The 19,745-nt window shown below is 59.7% G+C and carries 15 protein-coding genes and 1 pseudogene; 12 read left to right on the forward strand and 4 right to left on the reverse strand.

All coding sequences use genetic code 11. The annotated features are described in order from the left end of the window. Window position 1: 1 nt before the first annotated feature. From pyk to P9220_RS22125, 4 genes are all read left to right on the forward strand, one after another. Window positions 2-1,420 (forward strand): pyruvate kinase, encoded by a 1,419-nt coding sequence (gene pyk / locus P9220_RS22110; RefSeq protein WP_309767713.1) that lies wholly within the window; start codon window positions 2-4, stop codon window positions 1,418-1,420. Between the two features lie 216 nt (window positions 1,421-1,636). Then, entirely contained in the window at window positions 1,637-3,142 is a 1,506-nt protein-coding gene (locus P9220_RS22115) for a methyl-accepting chemotaxis protein (protein WP_309767714.1), read from the forward strand. 505 nt (window positions 3,143-3,647) lie between these two features. Next, complete coding sequence (locus P9220_RS22120) at window positions 3,648-5,552, forward strand: ATP-binding protein (protein WP_309767716.1); 1,905 nt, start codon at window positions 3,648-3,650, stop codon at window positions 5,550-5,552. Window positions 5,553-5,855: 303 nt separating this feature from the next. Continuing rightward, window positions 5,856-6,236, forward strand: a complete 381-nt coding sequence (locus tag P9220_RS22125; protein ID WP_309767718.1) for a hypothetical protein — start codon at window positions 5,856-5,858, stop codon at window positions 6,234-6,236. Window positions 6,237-6,706: 470 nt separating this feature from the next. Here the strand turns inward: P9220_RS22125 and P9220_RS22130 are convergent, their stop codons facing one another. Together P9220_RS22130 and P9220_RS22135 are read right to left on the reverse strand one after the other, a co-directional pair. Continuing rightward, window positions 6,707-8,248 carry a methyl-accepting chemotaxis protein gene (locus tag P9220_RS22130; protein WP_309767720.1) on the reverse strand — a complete coding sequence of 514 codons (1,542 nt, stop codon included), beginning with the start codon at window positions 8,246-8,248 and terminating at the stop codon, window positions 6,707-6,709. Between the two features lie 29 nt (window positions 8,249-8,277). Then, a complete protein-coding gene (locus P9220_RS22135; protein ID WP_309767721.1) occupies window positions 8,278-8,766 on the reverse strand; it encodes a chemotaxis protein CheW in 489 nt (162 codons plus the stop codon). Between the two features lie 428 nt (window positions 8,767-9,194). On the opposite strand from P9220_RS22135, the gene P9220_RS22140 reads away from it, so the two are divergent. The 8 genes from P9220_RS22140 (at window position 9,195) to P9220_RS22175 (ending at window position 16,393) form a co-directional block, all read left to right on the forward strand. Then, window positions 9,195-9,404 (forward strand): methyl-accepting chemotaxis protein, encoded by a 210-nt coding sequence (locus tag P9220_RS22140; protein WP_309768242.1) that lies wholly within the window; start codon window positions 9,195-9,197, stop codon window positions 9,402-9,404. A gap of 394 nt (window positions 9,405-9,798) precedes the next feature. Further along, a complete protein-coding gene (locus P9220_RS22145; RefSeq protein WP_309767722.1) occupies window positions 9,799-11,505 on the forward strand; it encodes a methyl-accepting chemotaxis protein in 1,707 nt (568 codons plus the stop codon). A 118-nt stretch (window positions 11,506-11,623) separates the two neighbouring features. Continuing rightward, complete coding sequence (locus P9220_RS22150) at window positions 11,624-11,791, forward strand: hypothetical protein (protein ID WP_309767724.1); 168 nt, start codon at window positions 11,624-11,626, stop codon at window positions 11,789-11,791. Between the two features lie 144 nt (window positions 11,792-11,935). Further along, window positions 11,936-12,382 carry a response regulator gene (locus tag P9220_RS22155; RefSeq protein ID WP_309767726.1) on the forward strand — a complete coding sequence of 149 codons (447 nt, stop codon included), beginning with the start codon at window positions 11,936-11,938 and terminating at the stop codon, window positions 12,380-12,382. Window positions 12,383-12,491: 109 nt separating this feature from the next. Next, the gene (gene flgM, locus P9220_RS22160) at window positions 12,492-12,863 is read left to right on the forward strand and encodes a flagellar biosynthesis anti-sigma factor FlgM (RefSeq protein ID WP_309767727.1); all 372 of its coding nucleotides are present in this window, start codon (window positions 12,492-12,494) and stop codon (window positions 12,861-12,863) included. A gap of 394 nt (window positions 12,864-13,257) precedes the next feature. After that, window positions 13,258-13,758, forward strand: a complete 501-nt coding sequence (locus P9220_RS22165; protein WP_309767730.1) for a hypothetical protein — start codon at window positions 13,258-13,260, stop codon at window positions 13,756-13,758. 938 nt (window positions 13,759-14,696) lie between these two features. Then, complete coding sequence (locus tag P9220_RS22170) at window positions 14,697-15,920, forward strand: DUF6402 family protein (RefSeq protein ID WP_309767732.1); 1,224 nt, start codon at window positions 14,697-14,699, stop codon at window positions 15,918-15,920. Continuing rightward, window positions 15,920-16,393 (forward strand): hypothetical protein, encoded by a 474-nt coding sequence (locus P9220_RS22175; RefSeq protein ID WP_309767734.1) that lies wholly within the window; start codon window positions 15,920-15,922, stop codon window positions 16,391-16,393. The genes P9220_RS22170 and P9220_RS22175 overlap by 1 nt, the downstream gene beginning before the upstream one ends. A gap of 344 nt (window positions 16,394-16,737) precedes the next feature. Here P9220_RS22175 and P9220_RS22180 read toward each other — a convergent pair. Then, window positions 16,738-18,113 (reverse strand): annotated as a pseudogene (locus tag P9220_RS22180) (ISNCY family transposase); the annotation flags it as partial. 816 nt (window positions 18,114-18,929) lie between these two features. Continuing rightward, complete coding sequence (locus P9220_RS22185) at window positions 18,930-19,730, reverse strand: aldolase (protein WP_309767736.1); 801 nt, start codon at window positions 19,728-19,730, stop codon at window positions 18,930-18,932. Window positions 19,731-19,745: the final 15 nt, after the last annotated feature.

Here is a 19,745-nt window from a genome sequence, read left to right on the forward strand (position 1 = left end):
GATGCGGCGAACCCGAAACGCGAAGATTGTTGCGACCTTGGGTCCGCCGAGCACGAGCCGGGACACGATCGAGGCGCTCTTCAAGGCAGGTGCGGATGTCTTCCGCCTCAACTTCAGTCATGGTTCCCATGAGGACCATCAACGGCGACTAGAAATCATCCGGTCGATCGAGAAGGACCTGCGCCGGCCGATCGGTATCCTTCTCGATCTTCAAGGGCCCAAGCTCCGAATCGGTACCTTCGTGAGCGGTCCGGTGTCGCTTGCGAAGGGCGACTCATTCCGGCTCGATCTCGACACGAATATGCCGGGCGACGCGAGCCGCGTTGCGCTCCCGCATCCGGAAATCTTTGCGGCTCTGAAACCAGAAGCGAACTTATTGCTGGACGATGGGCGAATTCAGTTGCGAGTCGAACGATGCGGTCCGGACTTTGCAGAAACCACGGTATTGGTCGGCGGGCCGTTGTCGGAACGCAAGGGCGTCAACGTTCCCGATGTGGTGTTGCCGCTTTCCGCCATGACGGAAAAAGATTGCCGCGACCTCGAGTTCGGCCTCGGCCTTGGCATTGACTGGCTCGCGCTGTCGTTCGTACAGCGCGCCGAAGATATTCGGGAGGTCAGAAAGATCGTCGGCGATCGAGTGGGCATTGTGGCGAAGCTGGAGAAACCGGCGGCAATCGGTAGCCTCGATGCGATCGTCGACGAGGCAGATGCCGTGATGGTTGCGCGCGGCGATCTTGGCGTTGAAATGCCCGCCGAACAGGTGCCAGCGATTCAGAAGCGTATCGTGCGCGCTTGTCGAAAGGCCGGCAAACCGGTGATAGTGGCGACTCAAATGCTCGAGTCGATGGTGACAGCGCCCGTGCCGACCCGAGCGGAGGCCTCCGACGTGGCCACTGCCGTGTATGACGGCGCCGATGCGGTGATGCTTTCTGCGGAATCGGCCAGTGGGAAATATCCCGTCGAAGCCGTGCGGATGATGGACTCGATCATCTCGCAGACCGAGCATGATCCTTACTATCGCGAGGTGATTGCGGCGTCTCACGCCGAGCCTCGCGCGACGCCTTCGGACGCCATCGGCTATGCAATGCGGCACGTTACGGGCTTGCTGAAGGCCGTCGCCACGGTTGCGTACACCAGTTCCGGTTACTCAGCGCTGTGCATGGCGCGCGAACGTCCCTGCGCGCCGATCGTCGGCATGACGCCGCAGACGGGAACGGCTCGCCGTCTCGCCTTGGCGTGGGGTGTCCATTCCGTCTTGTGCAAGGAGTTGGTCGACGCGGCGGAGGTCAGTGAGTTGGCATGCGAGACAGTTGTTGCGGAAGGCTTCGGCGAAGCAGGTGAGACCGTCGTTATTTCTGCGGGGATGCCGTTCGGCACGCCGGGTACCACCAATCTCTTGCGCATCGCGCAGATTCAGTAGGCACAAGTTGGCTCTTAGCTCGAGGCATCTGAAGATAACGCTAAGCCGAGCCGTTCGATTGCCAACCCCACACTCGGACCTGACGGGAGACGCGGTTCTTTTACAGCAAGACCAGTGCAATCGCTAAAGTGATCGGTAATAAAGCCGTAAACGGGTGTTTACCCTAAAGTACTGGTCATGAAAAATATTCCCTTTCGGGTCCGCATGTGGATCCCTTTGGCAATCAGCCTCATTTGTCTCACCGCGCTCTCCATTTTCGATGCTTTCGAGATGCGCGAGATCCGATTAGAAGAACGGCGCGCCACGCTTGGCGCGGTCACGGACGCTGCCCTCAACACGATCAAAGACTACGCGGCAAAAGCGCAGACGGGACAGCTCACGGACGCCGAGGCGCGCACACAGGCTGCCGAGCGCGTGCGCGTCATGCGTTATGGCGGCGATGGCTATTTCGCGATCATCGATCCCGATGTCACGCTCGTGATGCACTCCACCAAGCCAGACATGGAAGGCAAGAGCGCCAAAGACATTCAGGACAAGGACGGCATTCACATGTGGTCCGATGCGGTGGCGCTTGCACAGCGCGACGGCCAGGGCTTCCTGCGTTATAGCTGGCCGAAGCCGGGTGCAACCGAAAGCGTGCCCAAGCTGAGCCATGTCGCCTCCTACAAGCCGTGGCAATGGACGATTCTGACGGGCGTCTACCTCGATGATCTTCAGGCGGACTTCATGCGGTCGGTGTATCGCGCGCTGCTGGTCTTCGCTGGCATGGCCACGCTGCTCGCGCTGACTACAGTGCTGCTGAACCGCTCTCTGCGACGCACGCTCGGCGGAGAGCCCGAATATGCGGTTCAGATCGCAGACGGTATTGCGGGCAACGACTTATCGGTATCTGTCGTGACAAAACCGGATGATCGCACGAGCCTCCTGTATTCAATCAGCCGCATGCAGCGGCAACTTAAGCAGACCGTCACGGCCATCAAGACATCCGCGGACTCGATCGCGACTGCATCCCAACAAATTGCAGCCGGCAATCTCGATCTGTCGCAGCGTACGGAGGAGCAGGCGGCATCGCTCCAGCAGACTGCGGCGAGCATGGAAGAATTGACGTCGACGGTTACGAACAACACGAGTAACGCGCACGAAGCAAATCGTCTTGCGTCTGCCGCAGCGGATGTCGCCGACCGCGGAGCGAGCGTCGTTTCGGACGTCGTGTCGACGATGGAAGCGATCAATACCGACTCGAGGCAGATCGCAGAGATCGCCGGAATCATCGAGGGCATAGCGTTTCAGACGAACATCCTGGCGCTGAACGCTGCCGTCGAAGCCGCGCGCGCGGGCGAGCACGGGCGGGGCTTTGCGGTGGTCGCCTCGGAAGTGCGATCCCTTGCGCAACGGTCGTCGGCGGCATCGAAAGAAGTACGCGAACTGATCGACAGGTCGGTGGATCGAGTGCGCGCCGGAACGAGCCATGTCGAGAATGCCGGTGCGACGATGACGCAGATTACCGAAGCCATCAAGCGAGTCACCGGGCTGATGAGCGAGATCGCCGCCGCTTCCGAAGAGCAGAGCAAGGGCATCGGACAGGTCAACCAGGCGGTATCGCAGATGGATGAGGTGACGCAACAGAACGCGGCGCTCGTCGAAGAAGCCGCGGCTGCCACGAATGCGCTCGAAGCGCAGGCCGGCGAGTTGCGCGCGTCGACGGCGGTGTTCGTTGTCTGATGCCTGGCTCCGGCCACGACTGCTAATGCAAAGCCGACTTCACCGCCGTTGACTGATGCGACACGCGAAGGATATGAGTCGACGATTCATCCTCGCACCTACAGCGCATAGTCAAGCGGCGCGGGGCTACGACAGCTCGTGACTTGCCCCGCGCTAGACCCAGAGCCGGCTGATCTCTATGCGCGTCTTTTTGCAGACGCGGTAAGTGGCGGGAGCGTCATTGCGTAAGCGGCCTAGCTGCGATCACCTCTTCAAAGTCCCGGGCTCACGACCCAGGGACTTTTTTTTGCGCCTTGCTGTAACGACTCGCATTTGCATAGATAGGAGGAATGCATAATGCATACGAAAAGGTCGAGCCCCCGTAATGCGCTCAAAAAAAACCCGCCCTGAGGAGAGCGAGGGCGGGTGTAGTTCCCCGTCCGCCGAGAGAGGTAAAGGACGAGGAGGAGACCCGTCACCGGATGCAATCGTCATACCTGTCCTTTCGCCAGCATAAATCGCCGCCATGATCGTTCGCATCGCACAATACCCTTTGAAAAAACGCCTGTTGTACGGCGTCGCGTCTTCAGCAGCCGTTCTCGTGGCCCAGCAAGCGCTGACATGGGTCGCCCACGGTCGACTGACCTTCCTGCTCATCAGTGCATCGCTTCCCCTCATCACGGTTCTGTTCGGCGCGTGGTCCGGCGCATTGCTTCTGGCGATCGGCGTGGCGTACGGCGCACTGTGGATGCAGCCGATCGGGAGCTTCGCTGTCGATCAACCTCCGGACCGACTGGTGCTGCTGGCCTTTATCGTCGTCGGCGCATTGCTGGTCGCTGCAGGACAGCAACTCGCCAAGGTGGCCCGGCGGGCAGGAAGAGCCGAGGCGGCTACACAGGACGCAGCGGATCGCCTGTTGCAAGTGGAGCGCGACTCCCGTCACCGCTTCGACGTCGCGTTGAATAGCGCAGGCGTGCCGTTTTTCATCGTGACGCCGATGCTGCGCGACGGCCGCATCGCCGAGCTTCGTTGGGATTACCTGAACGAGGCGGCTGCTCACCTGTTCAACCCTGCCGCAGGGGTGGTCGTGGGCAGCTCGACCTCGTATGTCCGTCCGACGGGATGGGACGCGGACCTGTTGTTGAATCGGCTTGCGCCGCTGGCCGAACGCGCTGGCCGGGAAGCGTTCGACGTGTGCGTTCAAGCAGGCGCGGGCGAGCAATGGTTTCACGTCGTCGCTGCGTCGCTGGGCGGTTCAATCGTCGCGTGGTTTGGCGACATCACGCCGCGTGTGCGCGCCGAGAAGGCGCTCTCCGAGGCCGACCGCCGCAAGGACGAGTTTCTCGCGACACTCGCGCACGAGCTGCGCAACCCGCTCGCGCCGATCAGGCAGGTCGCCGAGATCCTGGAGCAACCGGGACTGACGGACGAGCGCAGGGCGTGGTGCATCGCGGTGCTGCGGCGACAGTCGGCCGCGATGGCGCTGCTGCTGGATGATCTGCTCGACGTGTCGCGCATCACGCGGGGCGCGTTGACACTGCGCAAAGAAGTCGTGGCGCTCCGGGAGGTCGTCGACGAAGCAGTCGAGATCGCGAGGCCGATTGTCGAAGGCAAGGCCCACGAGCTTGTCGTAAAGCCGCCCGCCCGGCCATTGCATATCGACGCAGACCGCTTGCGGCTCGCGCAGGTACTGGGCAACCTGCTGACGAACGCGGCGAAGTACACGCCGCCGGGTGGGCGAATCGAACTGGCAGCGACGGCAGATGACGAGGAGATCGTGCTGTCAGTCGCCGACAATGGAATCGGGATCGAGCCCGACAAGCTGTCGGCCATCTTCTCGATGTTTTCGCAGGTGAAGCCCGATCATCACCGCGAGGGTGGCCTCGGGATCGGTCTCGCGCTTTCCAAGTCGCTGATCGAGTTGCACGGAGGCCGGCTGACGGCGTCGAGCGGTGGAAAAAATCGAGGAAGCTGCTTTTCCATTCACCTCCCGGCCGCATGCCGCGTGGTGCCTGCGCCTGCTCCGACGCGGGACGCGCCAGCCGTCGCGTCGGCGGGAGCGAAGCGTTGCATCCTGGTCGTCGATGACAATGTCGATGCCGCCGATGCGCTGACCGCGCTCCTGGAACTCGAGGGGCACGAGGTGCGGACGGTTTATTCGGGCGAGGAAGCCGTCGACGTCCTCGATCACTACAGCCCGGAAGTCGTTCTGCTCGACCTTGGGCTGCCAGGCATGAGCGGATACGACGTTGCCCGGCGAATCCGGGCGACGCCCGCGATCAAGGATGTGACGATGATTGCGATCACCGGCTGGGGGCAGCCTCAAGACCGCGAGCGGACCGCCGAAGCCGGATTCGACTTCCATTTCACGAAGCCCGTAGACGTTGTCCAGCTCAATGAAGCGATCGAGAGCGCGGCCGCAGCCGTTTGACGGAATGCATGAGTTCGCGGTGCGTCCACTGCTTCGCTGGACTCGGCCCGGCTTTTCTTTGAGCGATGACGGACGAGTCGAATGGCTACGGAAACCGTCAGTAAGTATCTTGAGCCTGCTGCAACACCAGGACGAATCAACGCAAAAGGACCATTGACGCGTGGAAAGCGCCGGCGAGTCTGCGTGTATCGAAGACCAGCAACGCGACAAGCCTGCGAGGACGGCATGGCGTATGCGGGAGCTTCCGCATCGTGCGGGCGGGGGCTCGCAGGATATCGACATTCGGAGGCAACAATGAAACGCATGACCGCTAGGATTTTGGCTTCGGCGCTCGCGATGGCGCTGTCGGTAGGTGTCTACGCGCAAGGCGGCGGTGCCGGTGGTGGTGGGGGTGCAGGCGGTGGTGGCGCAGGCGGTGGCGGTGCCGGTGCGGGCAGCGCGGGCGGGACGGCCGCAGGAGCCGGCGGCGGGACGGGCATGGGCACCGGCGCGGGCGCAGGCAACCCCGGTGGGGCAGCGGGCGGAAATGCGGGCGCGGCGGGCGGCATGACGCAGGGCACGGGCACCGGCGCCATGACGAATGGCTCGTCGAATCGATCCCAGGGAAGCGGAACGCACAAGGGCACCGGTTCACACAAACGCACGGGCAGCGGCACGACCGGTTCGTCTCAAAACAGCCAATAGGCGAAGGGCGGCCGCTACCATTGCGGAGCAGCCGGCATTTCTTGATGCAGGGATCGACGGGACGCTCGCCAAACAGATGTCGCGCGCAGCGTCCCGCGGCAGGAGGCAAGAGCGAAGAGGGGACGTAGCCCTCGAGCGATAGAATCCAACGCAGCCGCAATCGCGGTCGAACCGCCTGAAGTGCGCGCCGTGCTGCTTTGCGTCGCGGCGAGACACGTCCAGGCCCACGCGGTCAATGCGCGGCGCGCTCCATCCGCAGCGGCGATCGATCCGATCCTTCCTTCGCCGACTCGACGTTCATCCGGTTGAGCTGCTGCTTGCAATGTGCTCGACCGGTAAGCCCTGGTCGACCGACTCCATCACTGCGCCGCGACTCCGTCCCATTTCTTTGGTGCAGGGCTATTGAAACGGAACGCCTATGAGCTTGCCGATACCGCCGCGTAGTCCGCGCCCCGCCCGCTGACGGGGGCTTAGGCCGCAGTCTTGAAGACGGCCATCGTCGCGCGCAGCGTTTCAGCCTGATCCTGAAGCGAACCGGCAGCGGCAGCCGCCTGCTCGACGAGCGCTGCGTTCTGCTGAGTGACCTCGTCCATCTGGCTGATCGCCTGATTCACCTGTTCGATGCCGCGACTCTGTTCGTTCGATGCAGACGCGATCTCGTCCATGATGTCGGTGACTTTCTGGATTGCCGCGCCGATCTTGGTCATCGTCTCGCCGGCTTGCCCGACGAGTTGCGTGCCAGTGTGGACGCGCGTACTCGATGCTTCGATTAAATCGCGAATCTCCTTGGCGGCAGTCGATGAACGTTGCGCCAGACTGCGCACCTCGCCCGCCACCACGGCGAACCCGCGCCCCTGTTCGCCCGCGCGTGCCGCTTCCACCGCTGCGTTCAGCGCAAGGATATTGGTCTGAAACGCGATGCCTTCGATCATGCCGATGATCTCGGCGATCTTGTGCGAGCTTTGTTCGATCTCGGCCATCGTGCCCACGACGTCGTTGACGATCGTCGCGCCTTCGTTTGCAACATCGCGCGCATTCCCGGCCAGGCCGCTCGCCTGACGTGCGTTTTCGGAGTTGTGCCTGACGGCCGCAGTCAGCTCTTCCATGCTCGCCGCTGTTTCTTCGAGCGATGCTGCCTGCTGCTCGGTGCGCGACGACAGGTCCGTGTTGCCCACGGCGATTTCACGGCTCGCGTTCGCGATTGCATTAGCGGACGTCTTCACGCTGTCAACGGCTGAGAGCAATTGCGCGCGCATGCGGGCCATCGAATACATGAGGCTCGACTGGTCATTCGCGGCAGTGGCCACGTCGACGGCGAGATTGTTGTCCGCGATCTGATTGGCCACTTCTGCTGCGTAGGCCGGTTCCCCGCCCATCGACCGAAGAATCCCGCGATTGAGGCGCGACACGACGAAGCTCAAGACGATCGCGATCACCGCGAGCACGCCGAGGCTCCATTTGAGCGACGCATGAAACGCGGCATCGATGTCGTCGATGTAGACGCCGGTTGTGATGAGCCAGTCCCACGGCTGATACATCGACACGTAGGACATTTTCGGCAGAATTTCAGTGCTGCCGGGCTTCGCGAACGAATAGTAGGCGTAGCCTGCGCCCTGGCGCTTGCCCACACCGATGAGTTCGCGATAGAGATAGACCCCGTTCGGGTCCCTGAAGTCCATCATCGTCTTGCCAACGAATTCCGGCTTCATCGGATGCGCAAGCACCTTCGCCTGCGAATCGAAAACGCTGAAGTAGCCGTTGTCGCCGAACCGTATATCGCGGATGGCGTTGAGCGCACCATTCCGGGCTTGCTCCTGCGTGATGGCGCCAGTGCTGGCCTGCTTGGCGAACTCACGAATGATGCTGTCCGCGATTTCGGTGGCGTGCTTGATGTCCAACTGCGTCTGTTCCGTGCGGATCGAGCGCATGCGAAAGGCGTCGGCAACCGAGATTCCTGCGAGGCATACGAGGCTTAGCAGCAGAGGCAGCCAGAGTTTTTTGGAAAAGGTCATGTCGTTGGCGTCCGGGTTCGTTGGCGTGTTCAGGCGGTGGCGCTTTGCATCAGCGCCATTTCCTCGCTCGTGATGAGCTTCTCGATGTCCATCAGGATCAACATATGGTCGTCGACGGTCCCGATGCCGGTGATGTAGTCGGTGCTCATCGTGGAGTTGAAGCCCGGCGCAGGCCGGATCTGATCAGGCGTAAGCGTCTGCACGTCCGATACGCCGTCCACGACGATGCCGACCACTCGCCCCGCCACGTTGAGCACAACGACAACCGTCTGGTCGTCGTAGGCGGCGCGCGCCAACTCGAACTTGAGGCGCATATCGGCAATCGGCACGATTACGCCGCGCAGGTTGATGACGCCCTTGATGAACACGGGCGCGTTGGCCACGCGCGTCACCGCGTCATAGCCGCGAATTTCCTGAACCTTCAGGATATCGATCCCGTACTGTTCTTCGCCCAGGTTGAAGATGAGGAATTCTTTGCCGCCCGCTTCGGGCGCGCCGTGTCTTTGATCGCTATTCATGTCTGCAAGTGCTGTCCGAAATTCTGCTTGAGCGCCGTCCATCACGACGAACGCTTCTACCTGCCGGACAACGGCACGCTGGAAAAAAACTGAACAGCGACGTTCCGTGTTTTCCGCCTTGCCAAGGTCCGCCGCAAAAAAACGACCGGTCGATCAGTTAGTTCTTTTAGCTTCTTGAAGAGCCGATTCTTAATGGTCGATAACTGTGCTGCATCGCCTTGCGGGACAAGGCAGCAAGCCCGCGAAACGGCGTGCGAACTCGCTCGTGCGGCAACGCGCTGAAACGGACGAAATGAAGGTTCAAGGCGTCGCCTATTTTTTAGCCAGAAACCGCGCTAAGTGGAGCTCTTTAATCAAGTGGTCTCGACCATTTCCGGTATTCAGAGAGCTCAACGCGGGTCGCGGAGATCATTGCCGTCATCCAGGGCATCTCCTTCCAAACGAACATCCTGGGTATCAACGCGGGCGTCGAAGCGGCACGCGCTGACGAGCAGGGCAGGGACATCGCTGTTGTGCGCCCACGGAAGTCTCACGCTTTCTCAATCGAGACCTCGGGCGAAAAGGTTACGACCGGCACACGACATCATGAGCGAGATCTTTGCGGCCAGGAATACCGAGGACGGAGTCGTTGTCAGTAGCGCCTAAAGGTCTTGGCGCTACTGCCGATATCGAGGGCAGCCGGATGAAAGTCGGCGTCTGTCAAGACAGTTAGCCCGCCATCGAGCGGGCACTTTTTTGTGCCTTCGACGCACAATGGCGCCTCGGAAATATCTTCAAAGCTGCGGGCAGCAGTGCGATACGAGCGTTGTTGTGACCATGGACGAGGTCCATCCGGCTGAGCTCATCGCCAGATACTTCGATGCACGCGTCGATCACTGAGTCCCCCAAACTGCTAAGCGGTGCCAGCCACAGGTAGATGCGAGTCGAGTCATTTGCGGCCTACGCTCGCCGAGTTTTCGTTAGCACCCTTATTCAAGGTCATTGGCAAACGACCGTTATATGACGGGCAATTGACCTACTCATGGAAAGCATATGCAGTTCAGAAACATTCGCATCGCAGTCAAGCTCGCGATCGGCTTTGGAATCGCCCTCTTGTCTTTGTGCCTAATTGGCGGCACCGCCATGTTCCAGGTTTCGCGGGTATACCGAGGCACAGAAGACATTGCGAAGAATTGGCTACCCAGCGTCCAAACGCTTAGCGATATTCGCGCGTCGGCGAACGCGGTGAGACGAGCGACGCTGGTCACCGTGGTGACTACGGATGCACAAGAGAAAGCGAGGCAGCTTCAGAAGCACACTGACTCATTGCAAGCGCTTAACGGCGCAATGTCGCGATATGAGTCCATGTTGTCTTCGCCCGAGGAAAGGCAAATCTTCTCCGATATGAAGGCGGCCCTGTCTGTCTACCTGAAGGAAGACGAGAAGATTGCCGCGCTGATGCAGCAGGGCGATAGCCACTTCGACGAGGCGCGCAAGCTCGCCGGGAACGACTCTTCGCTTCTTCTGGCTCCGGTAATGGAGTTGATCGACAAAGACGTGGCGATCAATCGAAAGGGAGCCAACGACGCGGCAGAGGCCGCGTCCGACAACTACCGTACGACAGTACTCGTAACGGCGGTCATGATCGCGGCTGCATTGCTTGCAAGCGTCGTCGTTGCCGTTCTGATCACCCGTTCCATCGTCGCGCCGATTCGCCGCTCGGTGGCGTTCGCAGAGACGGTTGCGCAAGGCGATCTGACATCCGCTATTACCGACGACGCGAAAGACGAGACCGGCCAGCTCTTGCGAGCACTGCACCACATGAACCAGCGTCTGTCCGACCTGGTCGGCAAGGTGCGCGCCGGCAGTCAGAGCATCGCGACCGCTTCTGCTCAGATCGCCGCAGGCAACACCGATCTGAGCCAACGAACCGAGGAGCAAGCGGCTTCGCTGCAAGAGACGGCGGCAAGCATGGAAGAACTCACTTCGGCGGTGAAGCAGAACAGTGAGAACGCTATGCAAGGCAACGAGCTGGCCGCAAACGCTTCGGAGGTGGCCGAACGTGGTGGTGTGGTTGTCAGCCGTGTCGTCGAAACGATGAGGGACATCAGCACAAGCTCCGCGAAGGTTGCAGAGATCATCGCGGTGATCGAAGGCATTGCCTTCCAAACGAATATCCTGGCCCTCAACGCAGCCGTCGAAGCGGCTCGGGCAGGGGAGGACGGCAGGGGCTTTGCCGTTGTGGCCGGTGAAGTGCGCACGCTCGCTCAGCGAAGCGCGACGGCCGCAAAGGAGATCAAGGACCTTATCGGCGCATCCGTTGACAAGGTGAACGTTGGTTCGCAATTAGTGGAAGAGGCCGGACTGACAATGACCGAGGTAGTGAGTTCGGTCAAGCGTGTCGCGGACTTGATGGGCGCCATCTCGACAGCTTCGACCCAGCAGCACGCCGGCATCGAACAGGTCAATGTCGCGGTCTCGCAGATGGACGAGGTCACGCAGCAGAACGCCGCGCTCGTTGAACAGGCCAGTGCCGCTGCGCAGTCGATGGCGCAGCAATCGAGTGAGCTGCGCGATGTCGTCTCGGTTTTCAAGGTCAAGGATAACAACCACATCATCGAAAGACAGCCGGTCATGCCGGCAGCAACCACCCGTCCACAGGCAGCTCGACGGTCGGCACCAATGCCATCGAAGGCGGTCAAGCCGATCGTAGCGGCAGAACTGGTGTCTGCGGACAGCGGCGACTGGTCAACGTTCTAAACGCGGATGGGACGCAACGGCGCGTAACGACACGCTTGTCTTCGTAGCGTTGATGTCGGTACAGCCGCTCGGTCACCGGATCGCAGCTACGCGAAAAAGACAGCAAGATAGAAAACAGATGAAGACGCACAACGAAAAGACTCCATCGATGCGCCGTGAGGTGTTTCGCTGCAGCGGGGAGCAGCTCGACGCAATCTTGCGGTTTGCTGAGGAGCGCCGTCTCGACGAGCGGCCGCTGCAGTGGGTGGTCGCGCAATACTTTCTGTCGCCGGTTGGCCGGGCCTGACAGTGAACCCTGGCGGAACTTGCGTGTGCCGACAACGACGGCAACGCCTCTCGGTGCATGTGGTCGTGCGTCGCAACGCCGGAGCGCCAATGGCGCTACTTGAGGTTCGCTTTTTGCAGAGAAGAAAGAAGGAAGAATTCACCGATGGTAAATGCCAATACCCGTTTGTTGGTGGTCGATGACATGGCCACCATGCGCAGTCTGATCCGGAAAATGCTGAGGGCGATCGGTTATACGACCATCGACGAAGCAGAAGATGGCCTCGCAGCGCTCGAGAAATTGCGCGCACAGAAAGTCGATATGGTCATAACTGATTGGAACATGCCCAATATGGACGGGCTGTCTCTCCTGCAGGAAATCCGCAAGTCCGAGGATTTCGCAGAACTGCCGGTCTTGATGGTGACCGCTGAGAAGAGGCGTGAGAATGTGCTCGCGGCAATTCACGCCGGTGCTAGCGGCTATATCGTCAAGCCGTTCTCCGAGGCCGCGCTCGCAGACAAGCTGGCTCAGATCGCACCGCTATCCGCGAGCGACGCCCCAACGGGTCAAGGCGTGTCACCATTCGGGGCTCTCTTCGAACGGACGATGTAACGGCCATTGGTCACACTTTGTTTCAATTTGTTGCAAACGCCCGAGGGCCGCGTCAGTAAAGGCGCTCGGGCGACTGCTGGCGCGTTCGAGCTGCCGCGTGGTCGCTCGCATGGTAAAGATTTCAACGCAGGCACCGTTAGAAGAAACATTGCCAGTGAGAAACGACATCATGAAGATCCAGACGACCAACATCGCAGATACATCGCGTGAACTTACTGTTCGACGTGCAACAAGCAGCGGTGCAAACTACGCCGCCGGCACCGCACAGCAAGCTGACGCCGTTCGCGCGCCTAACTCCGCAGTGACGCTTGCTTCAATCTCCACTTTGCGCCCCTCGAGTGCGACGGATATCGATATGGACAAGGTGTCAGCGATCAAAGCCGCCCTGCGTGACGGTAGCTACCGTATCGATTCGGGCAACATCGCCGACGGGATGCTTGGCGCGGCGCGCGAGCTCATGCAAAAGGCACCGCGGGGCTGAAGGAGCGCGTCCCCGTCTGTCGGACTGAACCGACTCGGGACAGGAAGGCATTGGCCTTTGCGTGTCAGACATGTTTGTCGTCGATGAGAGAGTCCTGCTTGATCGATGACACGCGAGACAGCACGATTTTTTTCCGCTTGCTAAGCAAGCAATCGTCCGTACTCCGATGCAAATGCATCGTCGTTGCGGTCCGCTCAACCACGCATCGGGTTTCGACAACAAACGCAACCCGGGCTGCCATCGACGCAGACATAGCGTCGGCGACCATCGTCCCGGTTGCGTTGATGCCCCGGCGAGTATGCTGAAACTTCGATAGTTGAGGCATGAACACTGGATTCGAAGCAGCCGAACAAAAACTGCCCGCCTCGTGACATAGACGAGCGACTAGCTCACGGTGTCGAGCGCACCACGCCTCAAGTTTTTGCGTTGTCTGGCCGATAAACCGGAGCGGCGACACCAGCGATTGGTTATTCGTCGCGCAATAAAAACGTCAAGAGGGGTTTATGAAGAAATTCGCTATGCCGCCGCTATCGCAGCGTGCATTCTTGCACTCGCGGGCTGCGCCGGTACGGGTAACGATTCGCTGCGCTCGGAAACCGAGGCTACCGTGTCGACGAAGATCGTCGATGGCAAGACGACGAAGGACGAGATTCGCGGCATGTTCGGCTCGCCGCTGAAGACGGAGTTCACCGACGGCGGGCTGGAGATCTGGCGTTACGAACTGACCAAGGTCCACGCTGACGCAGTCAGCTATATCCCCGTGGTCAATTTGCTAGGCTCGAGCGCGAGCGGCAAGAAAAAGGAGCTGGTTGTGCTGTTCTCTCCGGATAACGTTGTGAAACGCTATTCGATGAGTGAATCGGTCGTGTCACATAAAACCGGCATCTTCAACTAAGACTGTCTCGGTGCGAGCCATCGCGTGGGGGCGTTGCGGCTGGTGACGCCTCTGCTGCGCTGCATTGAAGGGGTAAGGGCGAAGTTGCTCACGGTTTAGTGCTGCGGAGGAGTAAGTCGGCTCGCTTTGGCGCGATTGCGTTGATGCAAGATCATGGCTTCGCAGGGATCTGCTGCCGAGCCTTGGGCGTTGGGCGTTCCTTGAAAGAGCGCGTCTGTTCACGGGGACGGTAAGGCCTTGGACGGGCAGGGCGCGGGTGCGGTGTCCGCGAACCTTACCAGACCGATGGCCGAGTTTGCTTTGCGCGTCGCGCTATGACGTGTTCCTGCGCGATTCGCATCACATTCGATTCACATTGTCGCGCATGAACTCGCGCTGCTTCTTGCTGCCCAGCAAACGCCTAGGCGAGCGCACCCGACGGCCCGGTGCGTGCGCGAGGGTGTAGCCGACGTGCACCGGTTGTCGCGTTCCGCCTGCAGCGCTTGCGCCAACTCAAGGTCGAACCCCACCGATGCAGAGGATATTGATGCAGAAATCGATCGTGATTTCTTTCGACGAGCAGGTCTAGCAGCTCGTAGTAGGAACGCTGCCGAATGCGGTGTTAGCGCCCATGCTGGCCGATGCACTCTCCGTGCATTGGCCGCTTGATAAGTTTGGCTACGAACTAACGGACGACACGACTTTCCGAGTAGGCACGACAGCGTTTTCGGTGCTGGCGCTGCACAGTTCGAAACTGAAGCCGATGTTGAAGGTAACACCGTTGCCCGCGCCCGCCGCCATTCCCTAGTCGGACTGATCGCATACCCATGATCTCGATGATATGGCTAGATGCCGACGATGATCCCAGTGACCCGACGTAAGAAAATGACAGTCCGGCAAGGTTGATTAGCAGGGTGTGTTTGATATGGTATCTGCAATAAGAATACCTCTGAGACGCCATGCAGATTTCCGACGTTGCCATTCCCTATTACAGCTCTGACACTTTGCGACGATGGCAGCGCCGCGACGGTTGCAAAGTCGTCTCGGATCTAAAGGTTTCATACCGGCGAGAACCGCCCGAGTGCAAGTTCCACGTCGAGCCACCACAGCCACCACCTCCACCACCGCCACCTGCCGAAAAGACCGATCGGGCTATCGCCTTTATCGACGGTCTTCAGAAGGTCTACGACTTCTTCCATGCACCGCCGAAGGAGCGCCCGCCCGCCCCTCCGAAACCGAAGGTCGAGGAAATCAAGGTTCCGCCGTTCGATCTGCAAGAGATCCCAGGCGTCATGCGTCGCTTGGAGATGCCGACAGCAGCGAAACTCATGGATAGGTGGTTCGCGGGGGCACTCAATTATTCGCCGACCGAGGATGACGAAGAGGATCTGATTAACCAAGAGGGAAAACCGTATCCTCCATCGATGTATGAACTGTCGATCATCAAACTGGAATGGGTTTTCAAGTATTCACGGGCAGTGGAAGCGTATCAGCACTTAATCACACGAGATACGTTGACCAGCGTGAGGGCGATGGACGCGCTCCGCGCCAAGCTGATGCCTTTTAGGCCCAGCAAGGGGGTAGACATCGACGTCGGCATGATTGATCTTAGCCATCACAGCCTGCCGGTTTTACACAAATCGTTCCAATTTCAGTATTCACAGGTAGAAGGATCGATGAGTCAAAAGCTCAGGCAGTTTGCGCATCGTGAGTATGCGGCGAGGGGACTGCCAGATGACCTGACAGCCGCGCTAGGCTCTTTTAATTTTTATGCAGCGCCCGGACGCGTCTTCTTCTATCGGGATGCCTCCTACGCATTGGTGCATGAGATTATCGTCTACGTCAAAGATAACTATACGTTTACCGACCGTCCGAAAAAGGACCCTCAATATCTTGGACACTGGAGTGCAAATGGCATGACTGTGGTGCCATACAACGTTGGCATGAGCATGGTGAGCTGGCATCTACCGCAGGTCGGCGAGTTCCAGGCAATGGATGAGTTTCCGGCAGACTTTCCAGCAGTGACAGTGGGCGATCCCCGCAAGCGTGGAAACGTCTATTATCCCGTTTACAATTCCTCTTATCGCGAATGGCAACGAGCGCATAAACGAGGCGGCGACTTTGTAATTTTCAGCGACTACCAGACAGTCAAACTCAACCCACCAATCAAGGTCAATTTCTGATGCCAGGGATAGGCGAAACAGCGGAAGGGGCGGCACTCGCATCCTTGATTCTAGTCTCGGCCACCATCGTTGCGGCAGTCGCATACTATTCAGCCAAACGCGGGTTCCGCATCGTGCTGAAAAGGAGTGCGCTCACGATTATCGGGCTGGTAATAACTTATGCAAGCGTTCACTACTTTCAGATGGCACGATGGCGCGCGGGGATAGCGGAAGAACAATGCAAGAAATCGACCGCACCCGATGGACGATATGTTGTGCGAGTCTGTTCTGCCGGCGACGCAAAAGTTTTACGACTGTGGTCGGCAGATGAATCGACGCTGCTGGCCGAGCGAACGTTTCCACGCTCAAGCGAACCGGTGCCTGTGTGGTGGGAGGCTAACCGCGTGTTGTTCGACGATCAAGATCCTGACGTCATGGGCACCATCAAATTACCACCAACGCTAAAGGATCGACTGCTGGCTTATCTTCCGTAGGCGGCGGGCGAGTTAGGCGCCACATATGATCGCGCATCGACATGCGTAATGGTCCCAGTGGTGTTCATGGTCCGCGCTCCAGAAACGCTTGTCTGGCCACGAACCTACGGCAAATGCGACATCTCCACTTAGCAGAAACACGACATTTGAACTTGGGACCTACAACCATGTCACGGCCAAATACAAATGTCCGATGTCTGGCTCATTAGAGATGTCCGATTGAGATATGCGAGCAATCGCAAGGCAGCGTTGAAGCAAGGCATCTGAACGGGCAGGGCGCGCAAGCATGGCGCGCTACCGGTTACGACCGTTGACTCGCTTTTGATCGACGGCGCGCTGCGTTTTTGCTTCTGCAGCGCGAGCAGGGTCGCCTCCAGGTCCTGTCGCGTGAGTTCACGCTGTTTCTTCGTGCCCGGCGCGCGTTGTGACGTGCGCACCTGCGCGCCTCGATGGGCGCGTGAGGGCGCCGTGCCGATGCTGCGGTTATCGCGCTGCGTCTGCACCGCCTGCGCCAACTCGAGCACATGCGCGAGACGCTTGCATTCAACGATGGCACCCTGATCGACTTCCGTGAGCCGGTCGTACTGCCGAGCCGCTAGCACACGCTCGCCGGCGCGCAGTTCCATGCGTCCGTCCGGGTGTTCCCAGACCTCGATGTGCGGTGAATCAGCGCGCGATTCTCGTCGGTGTCCTCGAGCAGATACAACACCCGGTCATACTGCACCGTGAGCGCCTTGGTGACGCGCCGCGCTTCGCGCCACGTCAGCGCTCGCTCCAGACTCTCATCGGCGCGCAGCGGCCGATGCGCGTCGAAGGCGCTTCTCGGCGGCTTGGCAAAGCGCGCGTTGTAGTCGGCCATGAAGCAGGGCGCGTAGGCGTTGGCTTGCGCCACCGTGCTGATGCCGCGCAGGCGCAACTCCTTCACCAGCCGGTCCTGCAAGGTCAGGTGCGCGCGCTCCACGCGGCCCTTGGCCGAACTCGAATTGGCGCAGAAGGTGTCGATGTTGAGCTCGTACATCGCCCGGCCGAACTGCGTCGTGCTGTCGCCAGTCCGGTTCGCTCGTGTAATGCGAAACACGCTGGCGCGATCGCTGTAGAACGCGCCTGGCTTGCCGTGCTGCTCGATGTACGCGCGCGTGGCCTCGAAGTAGCTGAAAGTAGACTCGCTCGCCGTGAAGTGCAGGTGCATCAGGCGGCTCGTCGCATCGTCCACATACACCAGCAGCGTGCATTGCGGCGCGCGCTCCTCGAACCAGCGGTGCTCGCAGCCGTCGATCTGGATCAATTCCCCCAGGCACGCACGTCGTGCACGCGGCTGGTAGGTCTTGGGCGGGCGTTGCCGGCGCGGAATCCATAGGCCGGCCTCGCGCATCCAGCGCCGCACCGTTTCCTTGCCCAGTTCGATGCCGTGGCATTGCGCGAGTTTCTCGCACGCCAGCGTCGGACCGAAATCGGCGTAGCGCTCGCGGATCAGCGCCACGGCCCGCGCATGCAGTTCGATCGGCAGTTCTCGATTGCTCGTCTTGCCGCGCTTGCCCGAGATCAAACCCGCCGGACCACACGCCTCATAGCGCCGACACAAGCGGCTGATCTGCCGCACACACAAGTCCAGCCGCTCGGCCGCCTGGTAACAAGCCAGTCGACCGTCGACGACCGCCTCGATGACTTTGATTCGCTCCAGTTCGCGCATGCTTGCCGTGATCAGTCCACGCCTGTCCATGATTGAGCCCTCGATGACGCATCGAGCCAGCATGCGCCCAAGGGCGGAAATCGGACATTTCTAATGAGCCCAAATCGGACATTACTAAAAAGGCGTGACAAACCAAACCGACGCTAAATTGCATTATGTAAACTACGATGCGGTAAATCCTAAATGCACGGGGATTACTTTCCGTGCGCCATGGTCCAGCGTTCAGAGAAAATCGGCGAACGCGACCTTTGGCCTTACGGTACGCATCGTTATCAATTCCCTCCGAGCAAGAAATTGGCTGCAAAGAAGTTGCAGAAGTGCATAGTAGTTCTATTCGTCCACCCTTAGCACTATCCGCGCGCTTTATCGCGTCGGTTCGCCTGCACCTCTTGCACACACTTCGTCGCTCGCCGAACGACATTTCGCGCGCCTCACGCAAAGAGCGGCCGTCACTTCGAATGAGATTCGGAGTTTTCGCTCTATTACCTCATGCATATCCGCTCCAAAATGCAGACTTTCAGGAGATCCGTATGTGGAATAAATCGTATATGGCCATCATTCGTCGTGGACCGGGCAGGATGCTAATTACTGCGGTTGCTGCTCTGGTCCTTTCAGCATGCGGCGGCGACGGCGAAGGTACCGCCAGCAGCGCGAGTGCTATAGACGATACAAGCGGACTGCAAAACGACGAGACGTGCGTGTTGTCAAATGAACGCGTTGCGCAACTCGCGAGCACGATACAAAGCGGCGAATCCGGTCTGTAAGCTTTGCGATCATCCAACGCGTTGGAATCAGTCAGCTAGCTATTCGGCAGGCATGTGCCTGCCGAACACGAATGCAAAACCGCTATATCGATTCACCACTCGTGCGGACGGGATGGGTCTCCAGCTCCCGCAAAACTCGCCGCGCTAGATAGCCAAAGGTGGCACGGCTGCGCGACGGCTGAAGGATCCAGTCGCGCGCCTCCTTCGCTAGCTTCGGATCGACATCTTGAACCACTCCTGCCGCTTCGGCTAATAACTGCATTCGTGCCGTCCGCTCAATCTGAACCGCCATTACGCACGCCTCCTCAACCGTGCTCGCGGCCACGACTAACCCATGGTGTGCAAGCATAGCGGCGCGCCGTCGTCCTAATGTCGCGGCGATTAGTTCGCCCTCCTCGTTTCCGACCGGCAACCCCGGCCACTGCTTCAGGAAAGCGACTTCGTCGTAGAGCATACAGCTATCCATATGCGCGATTCTCAACGGGCGCTCCAGCAGGCAAAGCGCCGACACATGAATCGGGTGCGTATGCACAATGCAGTGCACATCCGGGCGTAGTCGGTAAATCCAGGAATGGAATCGGTTCGCCGGATTTACCATTCCGGTTCCGGAAATGACGTTCAAGTCCCCATCGACCACGAGCAGATTGTTGCAAGTGATCTCATCGAAACCAAGCCCCATCCGCTGGGTGATATAGCGGTCCGGTTCAGCTGTGCGCGCTGTGATCTGTCCGGCCAGACCGGAATCGTGACCGTGAGAAAAAAGCACCCGGCACGTCAGAGCGACCTTTTGTTCTAGCGTCCACGTTTCTTCAGGAAATGATGCGTCCATCAGGCGGATGTTGCGTTCTATGATCTCGTGCTTGGCAGCAGTCAGCGTTTGCATGTTAGGTCTCCTTTC

Source organism: Caballeronia sp. LZ016 (genome assembly GCF_031450805.1).
Classification (GTDB): domain Bacteria; phylum Pseudomonadota; class Gammaproteobacteria; order Burkholderiales; family Burkholderiaceae; genus Caballeronia.

Coding starts and splice junctions, on each gene's coding strand:
- pyk (WP_309767713.1), top strand. CDS start 2: ATGCGGCGAACCCGAAACGCGAAGATTGTTGCGACCTTGGGTCCGCCG.
- P9220_RS22170 (WP_309767732.1), top strand. CDS start 14,697: ATGCAGATTTCCGACGTTGCCATTCCCTATTACAGCTCTGACACTTTG.
- P9220_RS22125 (WP_309767718.1), top strand. CDS start 5,856: ATGACCGCTAGGATTTTGGCTTCGGCGCTCGCGATGGCGCTGTCGGTA.
- P9220_RS22185 (WP_309767736.1), bottom strand. CDS start 19,730: ATGCAAACGCTGACTGCTGCCAAGCACGAGATCATAGAACGCAACATC.
- P9220_RS22135 (WP_309767721.1), bottom strand. CDS start 8,766: ATGAATAGCGATCAAAGACACGGCGCGCCCGAAGCGGGCGGCAAAGAA.
- P9220_RS22175 (WP_309767734.1), top strand. CDS start 15,920: ATGCCAGGGATAGGCGAAACAGCGGAAGGGGCGGCACTCGCATCCTTG.
- P9220_RS22155 (WP_309767726.1), top strand. CDS start 11,936: ATGGTAAATGCCAATACCCGTTTGTTGGTGGTCGATGACATGGCCACC.
- P9220_RS22150 (WP_309767724.1), top strand. CDS start 11,624: ATGAAGACGCACAACGAAAAGACTCCATCGATGCGCCGTGAGGTGTTT.
- P9220_RS22120 (WP_309767716.1), top strand. CDS start 3,648: ATGATCGTTCGCATCGCACAATACCCTTTGAAAAAACGCCTGTTGTAC.
- P9220_RS22130 (WP_309767720.1), bottom strand. CDS start 8,248: ATGACCTTTTCCAAAAAACTCTGGCTGCCTCTGCTGCTAAGCCTCGTA.
- P9220_RS22145 (WP_309767722.1), top strand. CDS start 9,799: ATGCAGTTCAGAAACATTCGCATCGCAGTCAAGCTCGCGATCGGCTTT.
- flgM (WP_309767727.1), top strand. CDS start 12,492: ATGGTAAAGATTTCAACGCAGGCACCGTTAGAAGAAACATTGCCAGTG.